The organism is Bradyrhizobium sp. 930_D9_N1_4, from assembly GCF_052076015.1.
In the GTDB taxonomy this organism is placed as follows: Bacteria; Pseudomonadota; Alphaproteobacteria; order Rhizobiales; family Xanthobacteraceae; genus Bradyrhizobium.
Genome location: NZ_CP197236.1, coordinates 5,896,260 through 5,911,204, shown reverse-complemented (window position 1 = coordinate 5,911,204; position 14,945 = coordinate 5,896,260). Strand labels below are relative to the sequence as shown.

The following is a 14,945-nucleotide window of genomic DNA, read 5'->3' as shown; positions in this document are numbered from 1 at the left end:
TGATGATGGCGCGGACGCCGGTCATGGCGGCGGGTGGGATTGTGCTGCGGCGTGGTGCGACGCCGCTGATCGCGGTCGTGCGCCAGCGCAAGCGCAACGAATGGGTCCTGCCCAAGGGCAAGCTCGACGACGGCGAGACGCCGCGGGAAGCCGCGCACCGCGAGGTGCTGGAAGAGACCGGCCACGACGTCGCCATCCACGAATTCCTGGGCACGCTGGTCTATCAGTCGGGCGGGGGATTCAAGGTCGTGCATTTCTGGCGGATGGAGGCCAGTGGCGGTCGGGTCCGCAAGCTGATGAACGACATCAAGGCGGTGGACTGGCTGACGCTGGAGGAGGCGCTTGCGCGCCTGTCGCGTGAGTATGAGCGCGCGTTCCTGACGCAGGTCGGGCCGATCGCGCTTGCGGCGGCGGGGCTGGCCTCGTCGCCCACGACCGAGCCGACGCCACCGCTGGTGGCCGACGATATCGATGCAGCCTTGCAGACGCTGACTCCCGCTGAAGCGGCCTCGGTCGACGAACTGCGGCATGGCCTGTTGCAGAAGGTGAAGGCCTGGCTGCGCGGATAGGCGTGAGGTCTCTCCAAGTCGTCATTGCTTTCCGGCGACGAAGCCTCCGCGCGTGAGCGCGGTTGTGCAGGCGGCAGCTCTCTCCAGGTCGTCATTGCGAGCGCAGCGAAACAATCCAGAATCTTTCCGCGGAGGGACTCTGGATTGCTTCGCTGCGCTCGCAATGACGGAGGAGAGAGCGGCTCTTTTAACGTCGATCCCCATGGTGAGGAGCGTCACCTTTACCGCCGCTCCTTCTTCTCCTTCGGAGCGGGGGCCGGTTTGCGCGGGGCTGCGGGGCGTTGCGCGGCGGGGAGGCGCTGCTGGAAGCCACCGGGGCGCTGCGCGCCTGGCTGTTGAGCCGCGGGCGGCTGACCCGGCTGCATGCCGGTGCGCGGCGATTGCGGGCCCGGCTGTGTCGGCGTCCCGCCCGGCTGCGACGGCACGGCTGCTCCGGGCTGAATCTGTCCGCCGCGCTGTGGCCGGGTTTGCGGCGCGCCGTTGGGGGACGTGCCTTGTCCGGCGCGCGGTGCACCGGGACGTCCAGCGCCTTGCTGCTGGCCGGGCTGTTGCTGACCCTGACCCGCGCGCGGGTTGCCCGGCTGCACCGCGCCGCCTTGTTGTTCCTGTCCCTGCCGCTGCGGCGGCTGCGCGCCCTGGCGACCCGGTGCACCCGGCTGCTGCTGGCCCCGACGGTTGTCCTGACCGGGCTGGCCGTTCGGCCGCTGCGGCTGCTGGCCCGGCGCATTGTTCGGTCGCAATTGCTGCTGCTGCGGCTGGAACGGCCGCGGGATGCGCGGGCTTGCGGTCGGATTGGCGCGGCGGAAATCGCGCTGCTCGGTGATGATCTGCCGGCCGGTCGTCTGCGCCAGATGCACCTGGCTGACGAAGCCGCGGTCGCGCGCGATCTGCTGCGGGGCAATCGTGATCGGCACCGCCGCAAAGCGCATCACGCCGGCCGTGGCCGCGCCGGGGCGGATCGCAAAGCCACTGGAGGCTTGCGTCGGCGCACCGAGCCGCGTGCCGCTGCTGCGGTCGTCGACGTCGATGTGCCCGACCCGGCCGTCGGCATCCGGATAGAGCTTGATGTTGACGTTGTTGGTGCTGTTCGCGGCGGCGCCTTCCGGCACGTCGACGACCCCCGTCGTGCCGCGGATGCCGAGCGTCGCTGTCGGCGTCGTGATCTTCATGTCGCCGGTCTTGGCGACTGCTGCCGCAACGAAGGCGACGGTGCCCTTGCCGATGTCGAAGATGCCTGCGTTCTGCTTGCCGCCGTCCTCATAGACATAATTGTCGATGGTGATCTTCGAACTGGCGGAGAGGTTGAACGTGGTGGCGTCGTTGAAGGTGATGCCGAGCGTGGAGTTCGACGAGGTCTGGACGACGTCGTTGAGATAGATGTCGTCGCGGACGCGCAGCGGATAGGAGTTCTTGTCGCGGATCACGGTCGCGATCCCCGTTACGGTCGCGACGTTGCCGATCGGCTCGACGGCGGGGGCTTGCGCGTCTGCGGCGGGCGTCGGCGTGGCTGCGGGTGTCGGGGAGGGGGCTGGCGTCGGCTGTGCCTGTGGCTGCGCCTGCGCGAGTTCGATCGTATCGGATGCACAAGCCACGCGCGCGCCGGCCAGCGGCAAGGCCAGCAGGGCGAGCGCGACGACGCAGCGGCGCCAGGCTACCAATGAAGTCACGAGGAGGTCCCGGTGAGAACGCGAGGCGAGAGCTGCGGATTTCAGCCGGCGGCAGCTGAACGGCGGATGAACACATGTCGCGGGGGCGGGGCGAACGTTCAAACGGCACTCTCTCCCCTCATGGTGAGGAGCGCGCCCTTGCGCGCGTCTCGAACCATGCAGGCTCGGCTCTCAATCCGGGCCTCGCCCTTCGAGACGCCTGCTGCGCAGGCTCCTCAGGGTGAGGGGATAGAAGCTTGCTCGGGGCACTGTATCTCGCAGCGTCATGGCCGGGCATAGCCGTTCGAAGAACGGCGTCGCTTCCGCTCGCCTATGTCCCGGCCATCCACGCCTTGACGCATGGCCCTAAGAACGTGGATGCCCGGGACAAGCCCGGGCATGACGGAGAGTTTGAATGTGTTGAGAAGAGATGACGCCTGCGGTGTCAGCTCACGCGCTTCCAGGTCTGGCCGCCGCAGAACATGCCGCCGAACGCGCAGCCCTGCACGCGCATCGCATTCGGGCCCTTCATCGCGATCGTCGAGTCGTAGTTCTTGCCGGAGTCGGGATCGTGGATGCGGCCGCTCCACTTCGCGCCGTCGGGCTTCATGTTGATCAGGATGCGCTCATTGGTCTTCGCGGCGTAGCCGCAGAGATTGGCACCGCACTGTTCGACGCGGACGTTGCCCTTGTTCTCTTCGGTCGCCCAGACGCCGATCGGCGAGTTGGCAACCGCCACGGGCGCTGCGGCAACCGGCGCCGGAGCAACCGCGACTGGCGCGGGCGCAGCAACGGGAGCAGGAGCCGCAACGGGCGCGGGCTGCGTGTTGTCGTAGCTGGCGGCCGGAGCGGCGGCAATTGTCGTGGCCGGAGCTGCGGGGGCGGCGACCGCAGGCGCGGTTGCTTGCACCGGCGCCTGCTGCACGGGCTGCTGCTGCACCGGAGCCGGCTGCGCGGTCGTGGCCGGAGCCGGCGTATTGTCGACGTCATCGTCCTTGGAGCCGCCGAGGCCCTTGAGGTTGATGTTGTTCAGCTTGATCGGCTTGTCCGACAGGCCCGGCGCGACGATGGTCACGCAATTGAGCGAGGCGCAATTGCGCGGCGTCTCGATGCGGATGTGCTGGCCTTCGATCTGGAACGAGATGGTATTGCCGGCATGGGCGGCAGCCGTCGAAGCCAGGAAAAGTGCGGTGGCGGCGATGGTGAGCTTGTTCATGACAACCTCCGAAAATGGCGTGGTCCCGATATGGACTGGTGTCGCCGGTGGATGAAGCGTGGTTCGACCCTACGCCGGGCGAGCCCGGCCTTCTGTGACGGGTGTCACAACAGGCTTCCGCCTCAAGGTGACGCAGCGCACATTCGTTGCGATCCGTCCCGCGTAGCCTCGTCGCGACACAGAGGGAGGCGCCGATGACCCGGCTTGTGACTTCGCTTGGCACGTTGATCGCGTTGATGGCGATGGCGCCCGCGGCGCAGGCCGGTTCCTACTCCTTCTCGGTCGGTGGCCACCGGTTCCATGTCGAAGCCTCCCGCAATTGCCGGTCCACGTCCTGTGTCTCGGTTTCCAGCCGCACCCTGCGGACGAGGGAGGATGTTGCCACACCGGCCCCGCCGCCTGCGCCGATCGTGCAGGCGCCGCAGCCGGTCTCGCCGGCTGCTTCAATCCAGCCGCCACGCGCGACAATTGCCGCGCCGCCACCCGCGCCGCCCGTCCTGGCCGCGACGAATTCGCAGACCGTCGCGCCGCCGCCGGCACCAAGATTGGAGCCGCCACGCGTCGAGGCACTGAGTCCCAATCCGCCCCGGGTAGATCTGCAACGCTTCGAGCAGCCGGCCGTCGCGCCGAAATCCGAGATCAAGCAAACCTCACCGATCGCGCAGCGCAGCGACGACGAGCCGGCCTATTCGCCGCTCGGCGAATGGGAGAGCGCCGGCGCCAGGGGCACGGTTCGGATCGAACGTTGCGGTCCGGCACTGTGCGGCTTCGCGCTGACCGAGGCATCGACCCGGGGCGAGAGCGTGCTCGTCAACATGAAGCCGAAAACACACGACGCCTGGACCGGCAGCATCTACAGCCGCTCGAGCAACAACGCTTATTATGCGACGATGACGCTGACAGGGAACGGCAAGCTCCGTGTCGAAGCCTGCGCGATCGGCCGCTTCTGGTGCTCCGGCAACGACTGGACGCGCGTGGAGGAGCGGCAGGAAAAGGTGATCACGACCTCGCGGCAGTGGAGCGCGCGGTCGTAAAGCGCACGATCATGTCGGTCGATGACGCCTCTAGATCATGCCGAGCACGATGGCGCCGACAAAGGCCATGGCGAGGTACGCGGTGACAACGCTCAGTTTCCCGGCGAAGGTCATGACGTCGCTCCATGCGCGGCTAGCGCTGCGCGCGAACGTCATGGTTAACAGAAAGTGTCGTCGCGAAAAAGTCAGCCTTGCTGCCGCTCGTGCCGGGGGCGTACCGCATGGGCGCGGGCCGGTATGGTTAAAGAACACTGAAATCAACACGTTGAAGAGTCTTTAAGTAAATTCACCGAACGTGCGTGCATGACGCGCGGAGTTCGTTTGTATCTCGTCGGCTCCATCGTCCTTGTTTCGCTTGCGGGTTGCGGACGCGGCTTTTTCCAGGCCGAACGTGAACCGTGGCGGGCCGAGGCCGAAGCCGCATGCCTGAAATCAGGCGCGGTGAAGGAGGGGCCGGATCTCGTCCGGATCGATCCGATCTCGGGCCCGGGCCAATGTGGCGCCGAGTTCCCGCTGAAGGTCGCCGCCCTCGGCGAGGCCTCAAGCAGCTACGGCTTTGCCGACGAAGACCCGCGCCCGCCGGGGACCATCGGCAACCAGCCGCGCTGGCCGACGCAATCGCGCTCGAATTATCCGCAGAGCCAGAACTATCCGCAACGCTCGAACTATCCCGAGAGCGCGGTGCGCCAGCCGTCCGGCTATGGCAACTCGCCGGGCCCGATGTCGCTGAACGCGCCGGGCGTGGCGCGGCAGGAGGACGAGATCGATCTGCCGCCCGAGGGCACCGATGCCGCGGGCGCGGCGCGCTACATGAATTCGCCGAGCTATCCGGCGCGGCCGGCGCCGTATTCGCAGGCGCCTGCGCAGTCGCCGCGCCTCGGCCCTGCACAAGGCAATCCCGTCACCGCCGTCGGCCCGGTCGTGGTGAAACCGACTGCGACGTTGGCCTGTCCGATCGTGTCGGAGCTCGACCGCTGGCTTGCCGACACCGTGCAGCCCTCGGCAATGCGCTGGTTCGGCGCGCGCGTCGCCGAGATCAAGCAGATATCCGCCTATTCCTGCCGCGGCATGAACGGCAACTCGCATGCCCATATCTCCGAGCACGCCTTCGGCAACGCGCTCGACATCTCGGCTTTCGTGCTCGCCGACGGCCGCCGCGTCACCGTGAAGGACGGCTGGCGCGGCATGCCGGAGGAGCAGGGCTTCCTGCGCGACGTGCAGTCGGGCGCGTGCGCGCATTTCACCACGGTGCTGGCGCCGGGCTCCAACGTCTATCATTACGATCACATCCACGTGGACCTGATGCGCCGCGCCAGCCGCCGGCTGATCTGCCAGCCCGCCGCCGTCTCCGGCGACGAGGTCGCCTCGCGTGCGCAGGGGCGCAGGCCGTATGCGAATGCGCGCGAGCCCTCCGTCACGGGTTCGCTCGGAACGCGCAAGAGCGCCGCGCAGAAGCGCGAAGAAGACGAGTACGCGGACGAATAACATGTCCGCCGATATCGTCCGCTATCTCACCCACCCGCAGGTGCAGATCGATCCTGATGTGCCGGTGCCGCAATGGGGCCTCAGCCCGGTCGGGCGCGCGCGCACCGAAGCGCTTGCGAATGCGAGCTGGCTCGCAGGCACCACGCAGATCATCTCCAGCGGCGAGCGCAAGGCGATCGAGACCGCGGAGATCATCGCCGCAAAGCTCGGTATCATGATCGAGATCCGCGAGGCGATGCATGAGAACGACCGCTCGGCGACCGGCTTCCTGAAGCCGGCCGAGTTCGAACAGGTCGCCGATCAGTTTTTCGCAGAACCGCACCTCAGCGTCCGCGGCTGGGAACGCGCGATCGACGCACAGGCGCGTATCGTGCACGAGGCCGAGGCGGTGCTGGCGCGCAATCGTCCCGGCGACGTCCTCTTCGTCGGCCACGGCGCCGTCGGCACGTTGTTGTTTTGCCATTTTGCCGGGCATTCGATCGGTCGCGCCCACGATCAGCCGGCCGGAGGCGGTTGTTGCTTCGCTTTCGCGAAGGAAGGTCGTCGCGTCCTGCGCCCCTGGCGGCGCATGGAAGATTTCGAGTCCTAATCCTTGCGCAGAAACGTCTCGTCTGACCGCACCTGCGCGGCCGGGTGCCGCGGACGATGACGCAAGTAATTGCTTCAACCCGGTCGGCCGCGACCGGATAGTCCCGCCCTGAGGTGGGCAGCGATCGTCAGCCCGCGGACGCCGGAGCACTGATGACCTGTTTCGTATCCATGAGAATGGCCGCCTGCTTCGGCAGAACGCATTTGCCGCGCAAAAATTTGCGCTACGGCGCTGGCGCGTCAAATCGTTGAAATACAACGGCTAATCGCAGCCTGACGACGTCTGCCGCAGGTTGGCACAGACACTGCAATGTCGGTGCTGAAACGAAGCGGCGCGGCCGGCGCTGTGAGCCAACGGAAACCGTCATGCAGATGTCTGTCACCCCGCCATATTCCGATCTCGAGCAGCGCGTGCTGTCGCGCATCACCGAGGAGCGCTGGCTCGACCTGGCATCGGAGCTGATCCGTACCGGCCAGCCCCGCTCCGGCAACCCGCTCGATCCCGATCTGCCGCCGGCCGAGGAAGAGGCGATCTCCATGCTGGTCGCGGGCAAGCTCGAAGCCCTCGGCATGAACGTGACGAAACACAGCGCGCAACCGCACCGGCCGAACGTGCTCGGCGTGCTGAAGGGGCGGGAGGGCGCGCCCTCGCTGATCCTCAATGATCACCTCGACACCTATCCGGCGGTCGAGCCCCATAAGTGGCACATGACGGATTTCGATCCGTTCAAGGCGACGCGTCACGGCGACCTGCTTTATGCGCGTGGCACCTCCGACACGCGCGGCAATCTCGCGGCATCGCTGCTCGCGGTGCAGGCGCTGATCGAGGAGGGCGTGACATTCGATGGCACCCTGATGTGCTGCTACACCGTCGACGAGGAGCGCAACGGCACCGAGGGCTCCATCTACATGCTCAACAAGGTCGGCCTCACCGCCGACTACGAGATCACCGCCGAGCCGACCGCCTGGGGCGATGCCGCCAAGGATTGGGGCATGAACCTGTCGGTGGCCAATTCCGGCCATTGCCTGATCGAGGTCACGGTCGAGGGCATCAAGTCGCACATCTGGCGGCCCGACATCAGCGTCAACGCCATCATGGAAGCGGCAAAGCTGCTGCCGAAGCTGAAAGAGATGGCGTTCACGCATGTGCCCAGCAAGTTCATGGGCCACACGCCGCCGTGCTGCTCGGTGGTGCGCATCCGCGGCGGGCTTCCGGGCGAGATGCAGTTCTCGCCGGATGCCTGCACCATCACGCTTGCGGTGGTCGGCATCGTGCCGGGCATGACGCTCGCGAGCGTCATCTCCGACATCGAGCAGCTCGGGCAACAGACGTTTGCCGGCGCCAACGATGTCAAGGCCAGCGTGCGGCAGGTGCCCGGCTCGCTGTTCGTCAACGCGACCGAGCCGGTGCCGGTCGAGGAAGAGCCCTGCCGCTCACTGCGCGCTGTGTACAAGCGCCTGATGGGCCGCGAGCCCGGCGTCAATCGCAAGAACGCCTTCAACGACACCATTCGCTTCCGCGAGGCCGGCATCAACGCGGTGACCTTCGGCCCGGGCGAAGACGGCTGGGCCGTCGACAACGAGAACATCTCCATCACCAAATCGGTGATGGCGACGCGGATCTACGCGCTGACCATCATGCAGCTCCTGGGCGTGCGTACGTGAGCGTCGAGGCGAGCCCCATGGCCATACCGGTTTCGGCCGATCGCACGGGACGGGGAAATCTGCGGCTCCCGAAAGTTTCGCGATCGTTGCTGCTCTCGACGCTCACCGTCGCGATGCTGCTGGCGACATGGGCGATCGTGACGGAGATGGGCTGGGCCAACGAGCTGTTCCTGCCGAAGCCGCAGGCCGTCTGGGCCGCGTTCATCAAGACGATGACGAAGGGCTATCAGGGCGCGACGCTGTTGCAGCATCTCGGTGCCAGCCTCTATCGGATCCTCACGGCCTTCGCGCTGGCGTGTCTGGTCGGCATTCCGCTCGGCGTCCTCATGGGCGTCTCGCGCAATGCACGCGCGCTGCTCAATCCGTTGATCGAGTTCTACCGGCCACTGCCGCCGCTCGGCCTCTATACGCTGCTGGTGATGTGGCTCGGCATCGGCGAGAGCTCGAAGCTGTCGCTGCTGTTTCTCGCGGGCCTGCCGGGCATCGTCATCTCGACGATCCAGGCCGTGACCAGCGTCGACCCCATCTACATCCGCGCCGCGCAATCGCTCGGCGCGACGCGGCGCCATTTGCTCTTTCAGGTCTATCTGCCGGCGGCGGGACCGTTGATCCTCGCCGGCATGCGGATCTCGCTCGGCTTCATCTACACCGTTCTCGTCGCTGCCGAGATCGTCGCGGCATCCGCCGGCATCGGCTGGATGATCTGGGACGCCGCAAAATTCCTGCTGTCCGACGTCGTGATCATGGGCCTGATCGTGCTGGGTCTCACCGGCGTCGTGCTCGACTTCATGATGCGCGGCATCGCCAGATTGTTGATGCCGTGGGCCCGTACCTGATCCTGATCGAGGGGAGATCGCTATGTTGAAGAGACTTGCTACAACGTTTGCCGCCGCCGTGTTCGCGCTTACGGCCACGGCGCATGCCGAGGACAAGCCGGCGAAGGTGACGGTCGGCTATTTGAACCTGGTGAACGCACAGCTCGTGACAAAACATCTCGGCCTGCTCGCCAAGGAGATGCCGGGCGTCGACATCAAATACGTCAAGGTCGGCGGCGGTGGCGACATGCTGCGGGCGATCGCCGGCAACGACGTCGATTTCGGCGGCCTCGGCAACCCGCCGACCGCGATCGGCGCGACCCGCGCGCTGCCGATCAAGGGCATTTTGGTGATCAACCTGCTCGACTATGTCGAGTCGCTGGTAGTCCGCACCGACAAGAACATCACGTCGCTCAAAGACCTCAAGGGCAAGACGGTCGCAGCACCGTTCGGCTCGACCACGCATTATCTGCTGCTGCAGGCGCTGAAGGACGAGGGCGTCGATCCCGCCTCGATGAAGATCATCGACCTCGCGCCGTCCGACATCGCCGCGGCCTGGCTTCGCGGCGACATCGATGCCGCATGGTTCTGGGAGCCCAACCTCGACAAGGCCGTGAAGAACGGCGGCAAGATCCTGATCACCTCGGGCGAGATGACCAGGCGCGGCTACCCCACCTGGGACATCGGCGTCGTCATGAACGCGTTCGCGGAAAAACATCCGTCCTACGTCGAGAAGTTCATCAAGGCCGAATGCGAGGGCATCGATTTCTGGCTGAAGAACCCGGACAAGACCGCCGAGATCATCGCGGAAGAGCTGTCGCTGCCGCTCGTGGACGCGACGCGCATGATGAAGGGCACCGGAATGGTCCCCTGCAACAAGCAGCTCACGGAAGAATATCTCGGCACGTCCGCGAAGAAGGGCAAGTTCGTCGATACGCTGATCTCGACCGCGGACTTCCTGGTGAAGCAGGAGCGTTTGCCAAAGCTGCTGCCGCGCGCCGATTTCGAGGCGTTCATTCAGCCGGCCTATATCGAGAAAGTGATCGGCCGCTGAGGCCAATGCCGGCGGGCTCGCCCCGCCGGCATCCCCCGTTCCTGCAGGCATATGATCGACATGGATATCTCACCCCGCCATCTTCGCGCCGCCTATCGCAGCGGCACGCTCAAGCCGTCCGACGTCGCCGCGCATGTGCTGTCGCGGCTGACGGATGCCGATCAAAGCGGCGTCTGGATCTCGACGGCGAAGCCCGAGCACGTCATGGCGGCTGCGCATGCGCTCGATGCACGCGCTGGCGAGATCGAGAGGCTGCCGCTCTATGGGCTGATCTTCTCCGTCAAGGACTGCATCGATGTTGCGGGCGAGCAGACCACCTCGGCCTGCCCGGAATTCGCCTATGTCGCGAAGGAGACGAGCCCGGTCGTGACCGACGCCATCGCCGCCGGCGCGATCTATGTCGGCAAGACCAATATGGACCAGTTCGCGACCGGTCTTGTCGGCGTTCGGTCGCCCTATGGCATCGCGCGCAATCCGCACAATCCCGATTACATTCCCGGCGGCTCCAGCTCGGGCGCGGCGGTGTCGGTTGCGACCGGCACGTCGTCCTTTGCCTTCGGCTCCGATACCGGGGGATCGGGCAGGGTGCCGGCGTCCTATTGCGGTGTCACCGGCTTCAAGCCGGCGCCGGGCGCCTTCAGCCAGCGCAGCATGGTCTATGCCTGCCGGAGCTTTGACACGATCTCGCTCTACACGCGGGAGCCGCGCGACGGCTACGATGTCTACCGCGTGCTGGCGCGGCGTGATCCGGACGATAGCTTCTCACCGGTCGATTTCGCCGGCTGGGCGGAGCAGGCTGCTCCGGCGCGACCGCTGAAGATCGCAACCCCGCGCATCGATCAGCTCAAATTCTTCGGCAACGCAGAGACGGAGGAGCTGTTCGGCGGTGCGCTTCGCAAGTTGCGCCAGCTCGACATGTCGGTCTCATCGATCGATTACTCGCCGTTCACCTCGATCAACGATCTCATGTTCTTCGGGCCGTTCCTCGCCGAGCGCGACGTCTCGGTCGGCGCGTTCCTCGACGCCAATCCCGATGTCGGCGTCAAGATCGTGCGCGATCTCGTCGTCGGCAGCCGGAAGTTTACGGCCGCCGATGCCTATCGCGCGCTCTATAAAGTCAAGGAGGTCCAGCGATCGCTGCGCGATTTCTGGCAAAGCCACGACGCGCTGGTCGTGCCCACGGTCGGAACCGTGCTGCGCATCGACGACGTCGCGCGGGATCCGCTGACAGCCAATTTCAACAACGGCTACTACACCAACTACGCCAATCCGCTCGGGCTTGCCGCGATCGCGGTCCCGAATGCGGTGACCGGGGCGGGCGTGCCCTATGGCATCACGTTTCTGGCGCCGGCCGGGCGGGAGCGTCTGCTCACTGACCTGGCCTGCGCATTCACGGGGGCGGCAAATCTGGCTTGAGCTTTTGCGCCGCGTTGCAATCCGATCCGAGACCTCCTAGCCTTCGAGCCGTCACTCGAAGGGAGACCGACAGTGGGGCGCAGTCATGCGCATGAGGTGGCCGATCCAGATGAGGCTTCAAGCGAGCCGCGCGCCGAGCTGCAAAGGGCCGGAGCCGGACGTTATGTGCTGAAGGCGCTGGACAAGGCTGATCTCGACCTGGTGATGCGGACCGGCCGGTTGGCCACCTACCAGAACCGCGAATATCTGCTGCGCGAGGGCGAGCCCGCCAACGGCGTCCACATCATCCTGAGCGGGATCGTCGAAAGCACCCATGCTGGCACGCAGGGGCGCGAGCTGATGCTGGCGACCTGGGAGGCCGGCGACTTCGTCGGCGCGCCCTACATTCTCGGCGATCACCGCCACAGCTGGTCGGCGCGCGCACTCGGCCGCGTCGAGGCGCTGCATCTCGACCAGGATGCGATCCGCAAATTGATCGCGCAGTCGCCGTCGTTCGCGGTCGCGCTGATCGAGTGCCTCGGCTTCAAGGGCGAGACCTATTCGATGCTGGCGCAAACGCTGGCGGGACAGAAGGCGGCCGAACGGCTGGTGCTGCTGATGGTGAAGCTGTGCGAGAACGCGGCGCAGGACGAGCGCGGCCCGATCTCACTCGGTCGCATCACGCAGGCCAATCTCGCGCGCATGATCGGCGCGACACGGCAGTCGATCAGCCTGATCCTCGCTCGGCTCCAGGACGACGGCATCATCTCGACCGGCCCGACCAAGATGGTCGTCAACGATCTCGCGGCGCTGAGGAAGCAGGTAACGGATTAGGGCGTGCACTCATGAACGTCAGCTTCCGAGGGCTAAGCGGAAGTCGGCCGGCTTGGTCGGCATCGACTGCTTATGACCCGATGCGGACAAAGTCTAATTGAACGTTCTAGAAATTCTGCCAACTCCAGAAAAACACAGCTTCGTCGCGCTCCGCAACATATTGGGGAATAGATAGTACAGGTATTTTCCGATCGAGTTGCTTGACGACCATGCCGTCGACTTCAAAGACCGGTGCGGCTGATGATGCCGGGATCCTGTATTCCAGATCGGCACGCGCATCTTGGCAGGCGCCGAAACCGTTCGTAGCTCCATCCCGATATTCGAGATTAAGAATGAAATCGCTATTGTTGCCGAGTGCGGATTTCCGCATTGGAAAGACTGATGTGAGGCCGCGCCACATTAGTGGATACATCTCAGATGGCCAAGAACTAGGAACGTGCGGGGGGATCTGCACGATCTGTCCGCTGCGCAGTGGCTGTCCGCTGTGGACATCGCCGCTTGACGAGCGCTTACGGCTGTATGTCCAAACAATCTCGCCTAGCGTTGACCGCTCCGTTTCCTTTGGCATCGTCCAGTACCGTGGTCTGTCTTGCGGCCACAATTCGCGAAGCTTGACGCGCAGTTCTTTGGGCAGTTTGAGCCGAACGTAAGTCCAGCAGCTCGAAATGTATTGGCCGAGTTCTGGCGGCGCTTGATTGGGAAAGTCATAGCCCCAGGGGCCGGGCAAGACTCCCCTCTGCACATACTGCGTCGCTGATTTCTCGCGCCACGTTTCCCAGTCTTCCCGGGTCGCCTTTTCGATCCGCGCCCCGAGAAATTTTAGCCGGCTAAGCGGATTGTCATACGCATCCTCCGAGAGATAACCCACTCCCGCAGATAGATCGCCGACATCATCGAACCAGACCGCCAGCGGCAGTACATCCGGCGGAACCATTCCGTTTTCGGTCGTTGAGCCGCTGCAAAGGTGCAAGGTCCGGATCATTACAGCGTGGCCATCGCGTGTTGCCATGACCATCGCCCTCGGATGGATGCTGGAGTCTTCCGACGATCCTGCAGATCGGGATCGCGTTATCCTGAGATTGCAAGCCACGACGTAGTCGAATGTAAGCTGTTCTCCGGCTTCCTTTATCTCGAAGTTTGCCTTCAGCCGGTAGAAGTAGCCGTTGTCCTTGACGTAGGTCTGCGACATCGGCTTTCGCAGGACCGATAGCACCTTAGGCAGCGCCATAGTCATCCCAGCGGCGAGTATCAGGAGGCCAGCAATTACGATTATGAACTTGCGCAAAAGATGAGGTTCCGATGGGACAAGCATTTGGGCGGGCCAGCAAATGCTATCGCACGCGGAGATTGATGAACCTTCTTATGGCCAGCGGAAGACTCGTTCTTCCACTTTCTCGCTGCCATCAGGGGCATAGCGGACGTCAAACGACGTTCCCGATCATGAGTACACGCCCTTGCGCAAGCTGCTGCGGAAAGTCACTTCGCGGCTGGCTTCGACGGTGCCGGCGCCAGCCCCATGCACAGCTGCACCTCGCCCGGAACATTGTAGGTGCGCATGATGTGGCGGCTGTCGCGCAGGCCGGTCGACTCACGTTGCACCACGAACATCCAGAGTGCCTGGCCGGCTTCCATCACCAGCTTGCGCCTCGCCGGCTGCATCGACACAGGCACGTCGGGCCGCGCGTGTGCGGCGTCGAACTCGCGCAAGCGCGTCAGCGTCTGTTCGAGGGCGCGGCCGAGCCGTCCAAGCGCTGAGGCCTGTTCCTGAACGATCTCGTACTGGAGGATATCGACGGGCGGGCGAAGATCACGGGACATGAGCCCAAATATAATGCCGGGACTTTGACAGGCGCAACTCAACCGTCGTTGCGAGGAGCAGCGCGACGACAAGCCGCTCGCAACGACGGCGGGAGTTCTGCCCCGTTACTTCGCCTGATAGGCCGCCAGAAACATCCGCGTCGCGCTGTCGACGACTTCGGTCATGCGCTCTTCCGACGGCGGGGGCGCGGCCTGGAAGACGAAGGGCAGGAAGAGTGAGGCCTTGCACAGTTCCATGAATTGCGACGCCGCAAGGTCGCAATCGTCGATCTTGAGATCGCCGGAAGCCGCATGGATTTTGAGGTATTCGGAGAGCCGGTTGATGGTCTTGTCCAGCACGCGCAGATAATAGCGGCGGCCGACATCGGGCATGCGCTCGGCGATCGCCATCACGGTGCGGATCGCCGATCCGCCGCCGGGACGGCAGAGCAGATGGATGTAGGCCTGGCCGAAATCCTTCAACGTGATCTCGGCATCGCGCGCGGGATCGAAATTGAACACGACCTGGCCGTGAAACAGCGCTTCCTCTTCGAGGATGGCTTCGAACAGTGCGCTCTTATCGGCAAAATAGACGTAGAGCGTGCCCTTGGAGACCTGCGCCGCGCGCGCGATCTCGCCCATGCTGGCGCCGTCAAAACCGAGATCCATGAACACCTTGCGGGCACCGTCCAGGATCTGTCGGCGCTTGGAACTGTCCTCCTCCTGGAGGACGTGCAGACGTTCGCTGGCAGCTACAACCATTGGTTCAGCGTCTCGGAAGGTTTCTGGGCGGGTCCGGACCTATGAAACGCAAATAAAGGATTCGGGCCAGTAGGGTCCGCCCGGG

At 64.9% G+C, this 14,945-nt stretch carries 15 protein-coding genes; 9 read left to right on the top strand and 6 right to left on the bottom strand.

Annotation, left to right across the window (positions count from 1 at the left end):
- Positions 1-5 precede the first annotated feature (5 nt).
- Positions 6-569 (top strand): NUDIX hydrolase, encoded by a 564-nt coding sequence (locus AB7532_RS28115; RefSeq protein ID WP_441239369.1) that lies wholly within the window; start codon positions 6-8, stop codon positions 567-569.
- 221 nt (positions 570-790) lie between these two features.
- On the opposite strand, the gene AB7532_RS28110 is transcribed toward AB7532_RS28115, so the two are convergent.
- Complete coding sequence (locus tag AB7532_RS28110) at positions 791-2,227, bottom strand: FecR domain-containing protein (protein ID WP_441239368.1); 1,437 nt, start codon at positions 2,225-2,227, stop codon at positions 791-793.
- A 433-nt stretch (positions 2,228-2,660) separates the two neighbouring features.
- The gene (locus tag AB7532_RS28105; protein WP_441237934.1) at positions 2,661-3,431 is read right to left on the bottom strand and encodes a DUF2147 domain-containing protein; all 771 of its coding nucleotides are present in this window, start codon (positions 3,429-3,431) and stop codon (positions 2,661-2,663) included.
- A 194-nt stretch (positions 3,432-3,625) separates the two neighbouring features.
- Here AB7532_RS28105 and AB7532_RS28100 point away from each other — a divergent pair, with 194 nt between their 5' ends.
- On the top strand, positions 3,626-4,465 hold the full coding sequence (locus AB7532_RS28100; protein WP_441237933.1) for a DUF2147 domain-containing protein: 840 nt from the start codon (positions 3,626-3,628) through the stop codon (positions 4,463-4,465).
- A gap of 30 nt (positions 4,466-4,495) precedes the next feature.
- Here the strand turns inward: AB7532_RS28100 and AB7532_RS28095 are convergent, their stop codons facing one another.
- Complete coding sequence (locus AB7532_RS28095; RefSeq protein WP_441237932.1) at positions 4,496-4,621, bottom strand: hypothetical protein; 126 nt, start codon at positions 4,619-4,621, stop codon at positions 4,496-4,498.
- Between the two features lie 147 nt (positions 4,622-4,768).
- On the opposite strand from AB7532_RS28095, the gene AB7532_RS28090 reads away from it, so the two are divergent.
- From AB7532_RS28090 to AB7532_RS28060, 7 genes are all read left to right on the top strand, one after another.
- Complete coding sequence (locus AB7532_RS28090; protein WP_441237931.1) at positions 4,769-5,950, top strand: extensin family protein; 1,182 nt, start codon at positions 4,769-4,771, stop codon at positions 5,948-5,950.
- 1 nt (position 5,951) lies between these two features.
- Entirely contained in the window at positions 5,952-6,539 is a 588-nt protein-coding gene (locus tag AB7532_RS28085; protein WP_441237930.1) for a histidine phosphatase family protein, read from the top strand.
- Positions 6,540-6,904: 365 nt separating this feature from the next.
- Positions 6,905-8,203: a M20 family metallopeptidase gene (locus AB7532_RS28080; protein WP_441237929.1), complete on the top strand. Its 1,299-nt coding sequence runs from the start codon at positions 6,905-6,907 to the stop codon at positions 8,201-8,203.
- Between the two features lie 17 nt (positions 8,204-8,220).
- Positions 8,221-9,039 (top strand): ABC transporter permease, encoded by an 819-nt coding sequence (locus AB7532_RS28075; RefSeq protein ID WP_441237928.1) that lies wholly within the window; start codon positions 8,221-8,223, stop codon positions 9,037-9,039.
- A gap of 22 nt (positions 9,040-9,061) precedes the next feature.
- Positions 9,062-10,072, top strand: a complete 1,011-nt coding sequence (locus AB7532_RS28070) for a taurine ABC transporter substrate-binding protein (RefSeq protein WP_441237927.1) — start codon at positions 9,062-9,064, stop codon at positions 10,070-10,072.
- A 60-nt stretch (positions 10,073-10,132) separates the two neighbouring features.
- On the top strand, positions 10,133-11,488 hold the full coding sequence (locus AB7532_RS28065) for an amidase family protein (protein WP_441237926.1): 1,356 nt from the start codon (positions 10,133-10,135) through the stop codon (positions 11,486-11,488).
- A 72-nt stretch (positions 11,489-11,560) separates the two neighbouring features.
- Entirely contained in the window at positions 11,561-12,301 is a 741-nt protein-coding gene (locus AB7532_RS28060; RefSeq protein WP_441237925.1) for a Crp/Fnr family transcriptional regulator, read from the top strand.
- Between the two features lie 106 nt (positions 12,302-12,407).
- Here AB7532_RS28060 and AB7532_RS28055 read toward each other — a convergent pair whose 3' ends face one another.
- From AB7532_RS28055 to AB7532_RS28045, 3 genes are all read right to left on the bottom strand, one after another.
- A complete protein-coding gene (locus tag AB7532_RS28055) occupies positions 12,408-13,490 on the bottom strand; it encodes a hypothetical protein (protein WP_441237924.1) in 1,083 nt (360 codons plus the stop codon).
- 287 nt (positions 13,491-13,777) lie between these two features.
- Positions 13,778-14,119: a DUF6665 family protein gene (locus AB7532_RS28050; RefSeq protein WP_441237923.1), complete on the bottom strand. Its 342-nt coding sequence runs from the start codon at positions 14,117-14,119 to the stop codon at positions 13,778-13,780.
- Between the two features lie 105 nt (positions 14,120-14,224).
- Complete coding sequence (locus tag AB7532_RS28045; RefSeq protein WP_441237922.1) at positions 14,225-14,860, bottom strand: TetR/AcrR family transcriptional regulator; 636 nt, start codon at positions 14,858-14,860, stop codon at positions 14,225-14,227.
- Positions 14,861-14,945 lie beyond the last annotated feature (85 nt).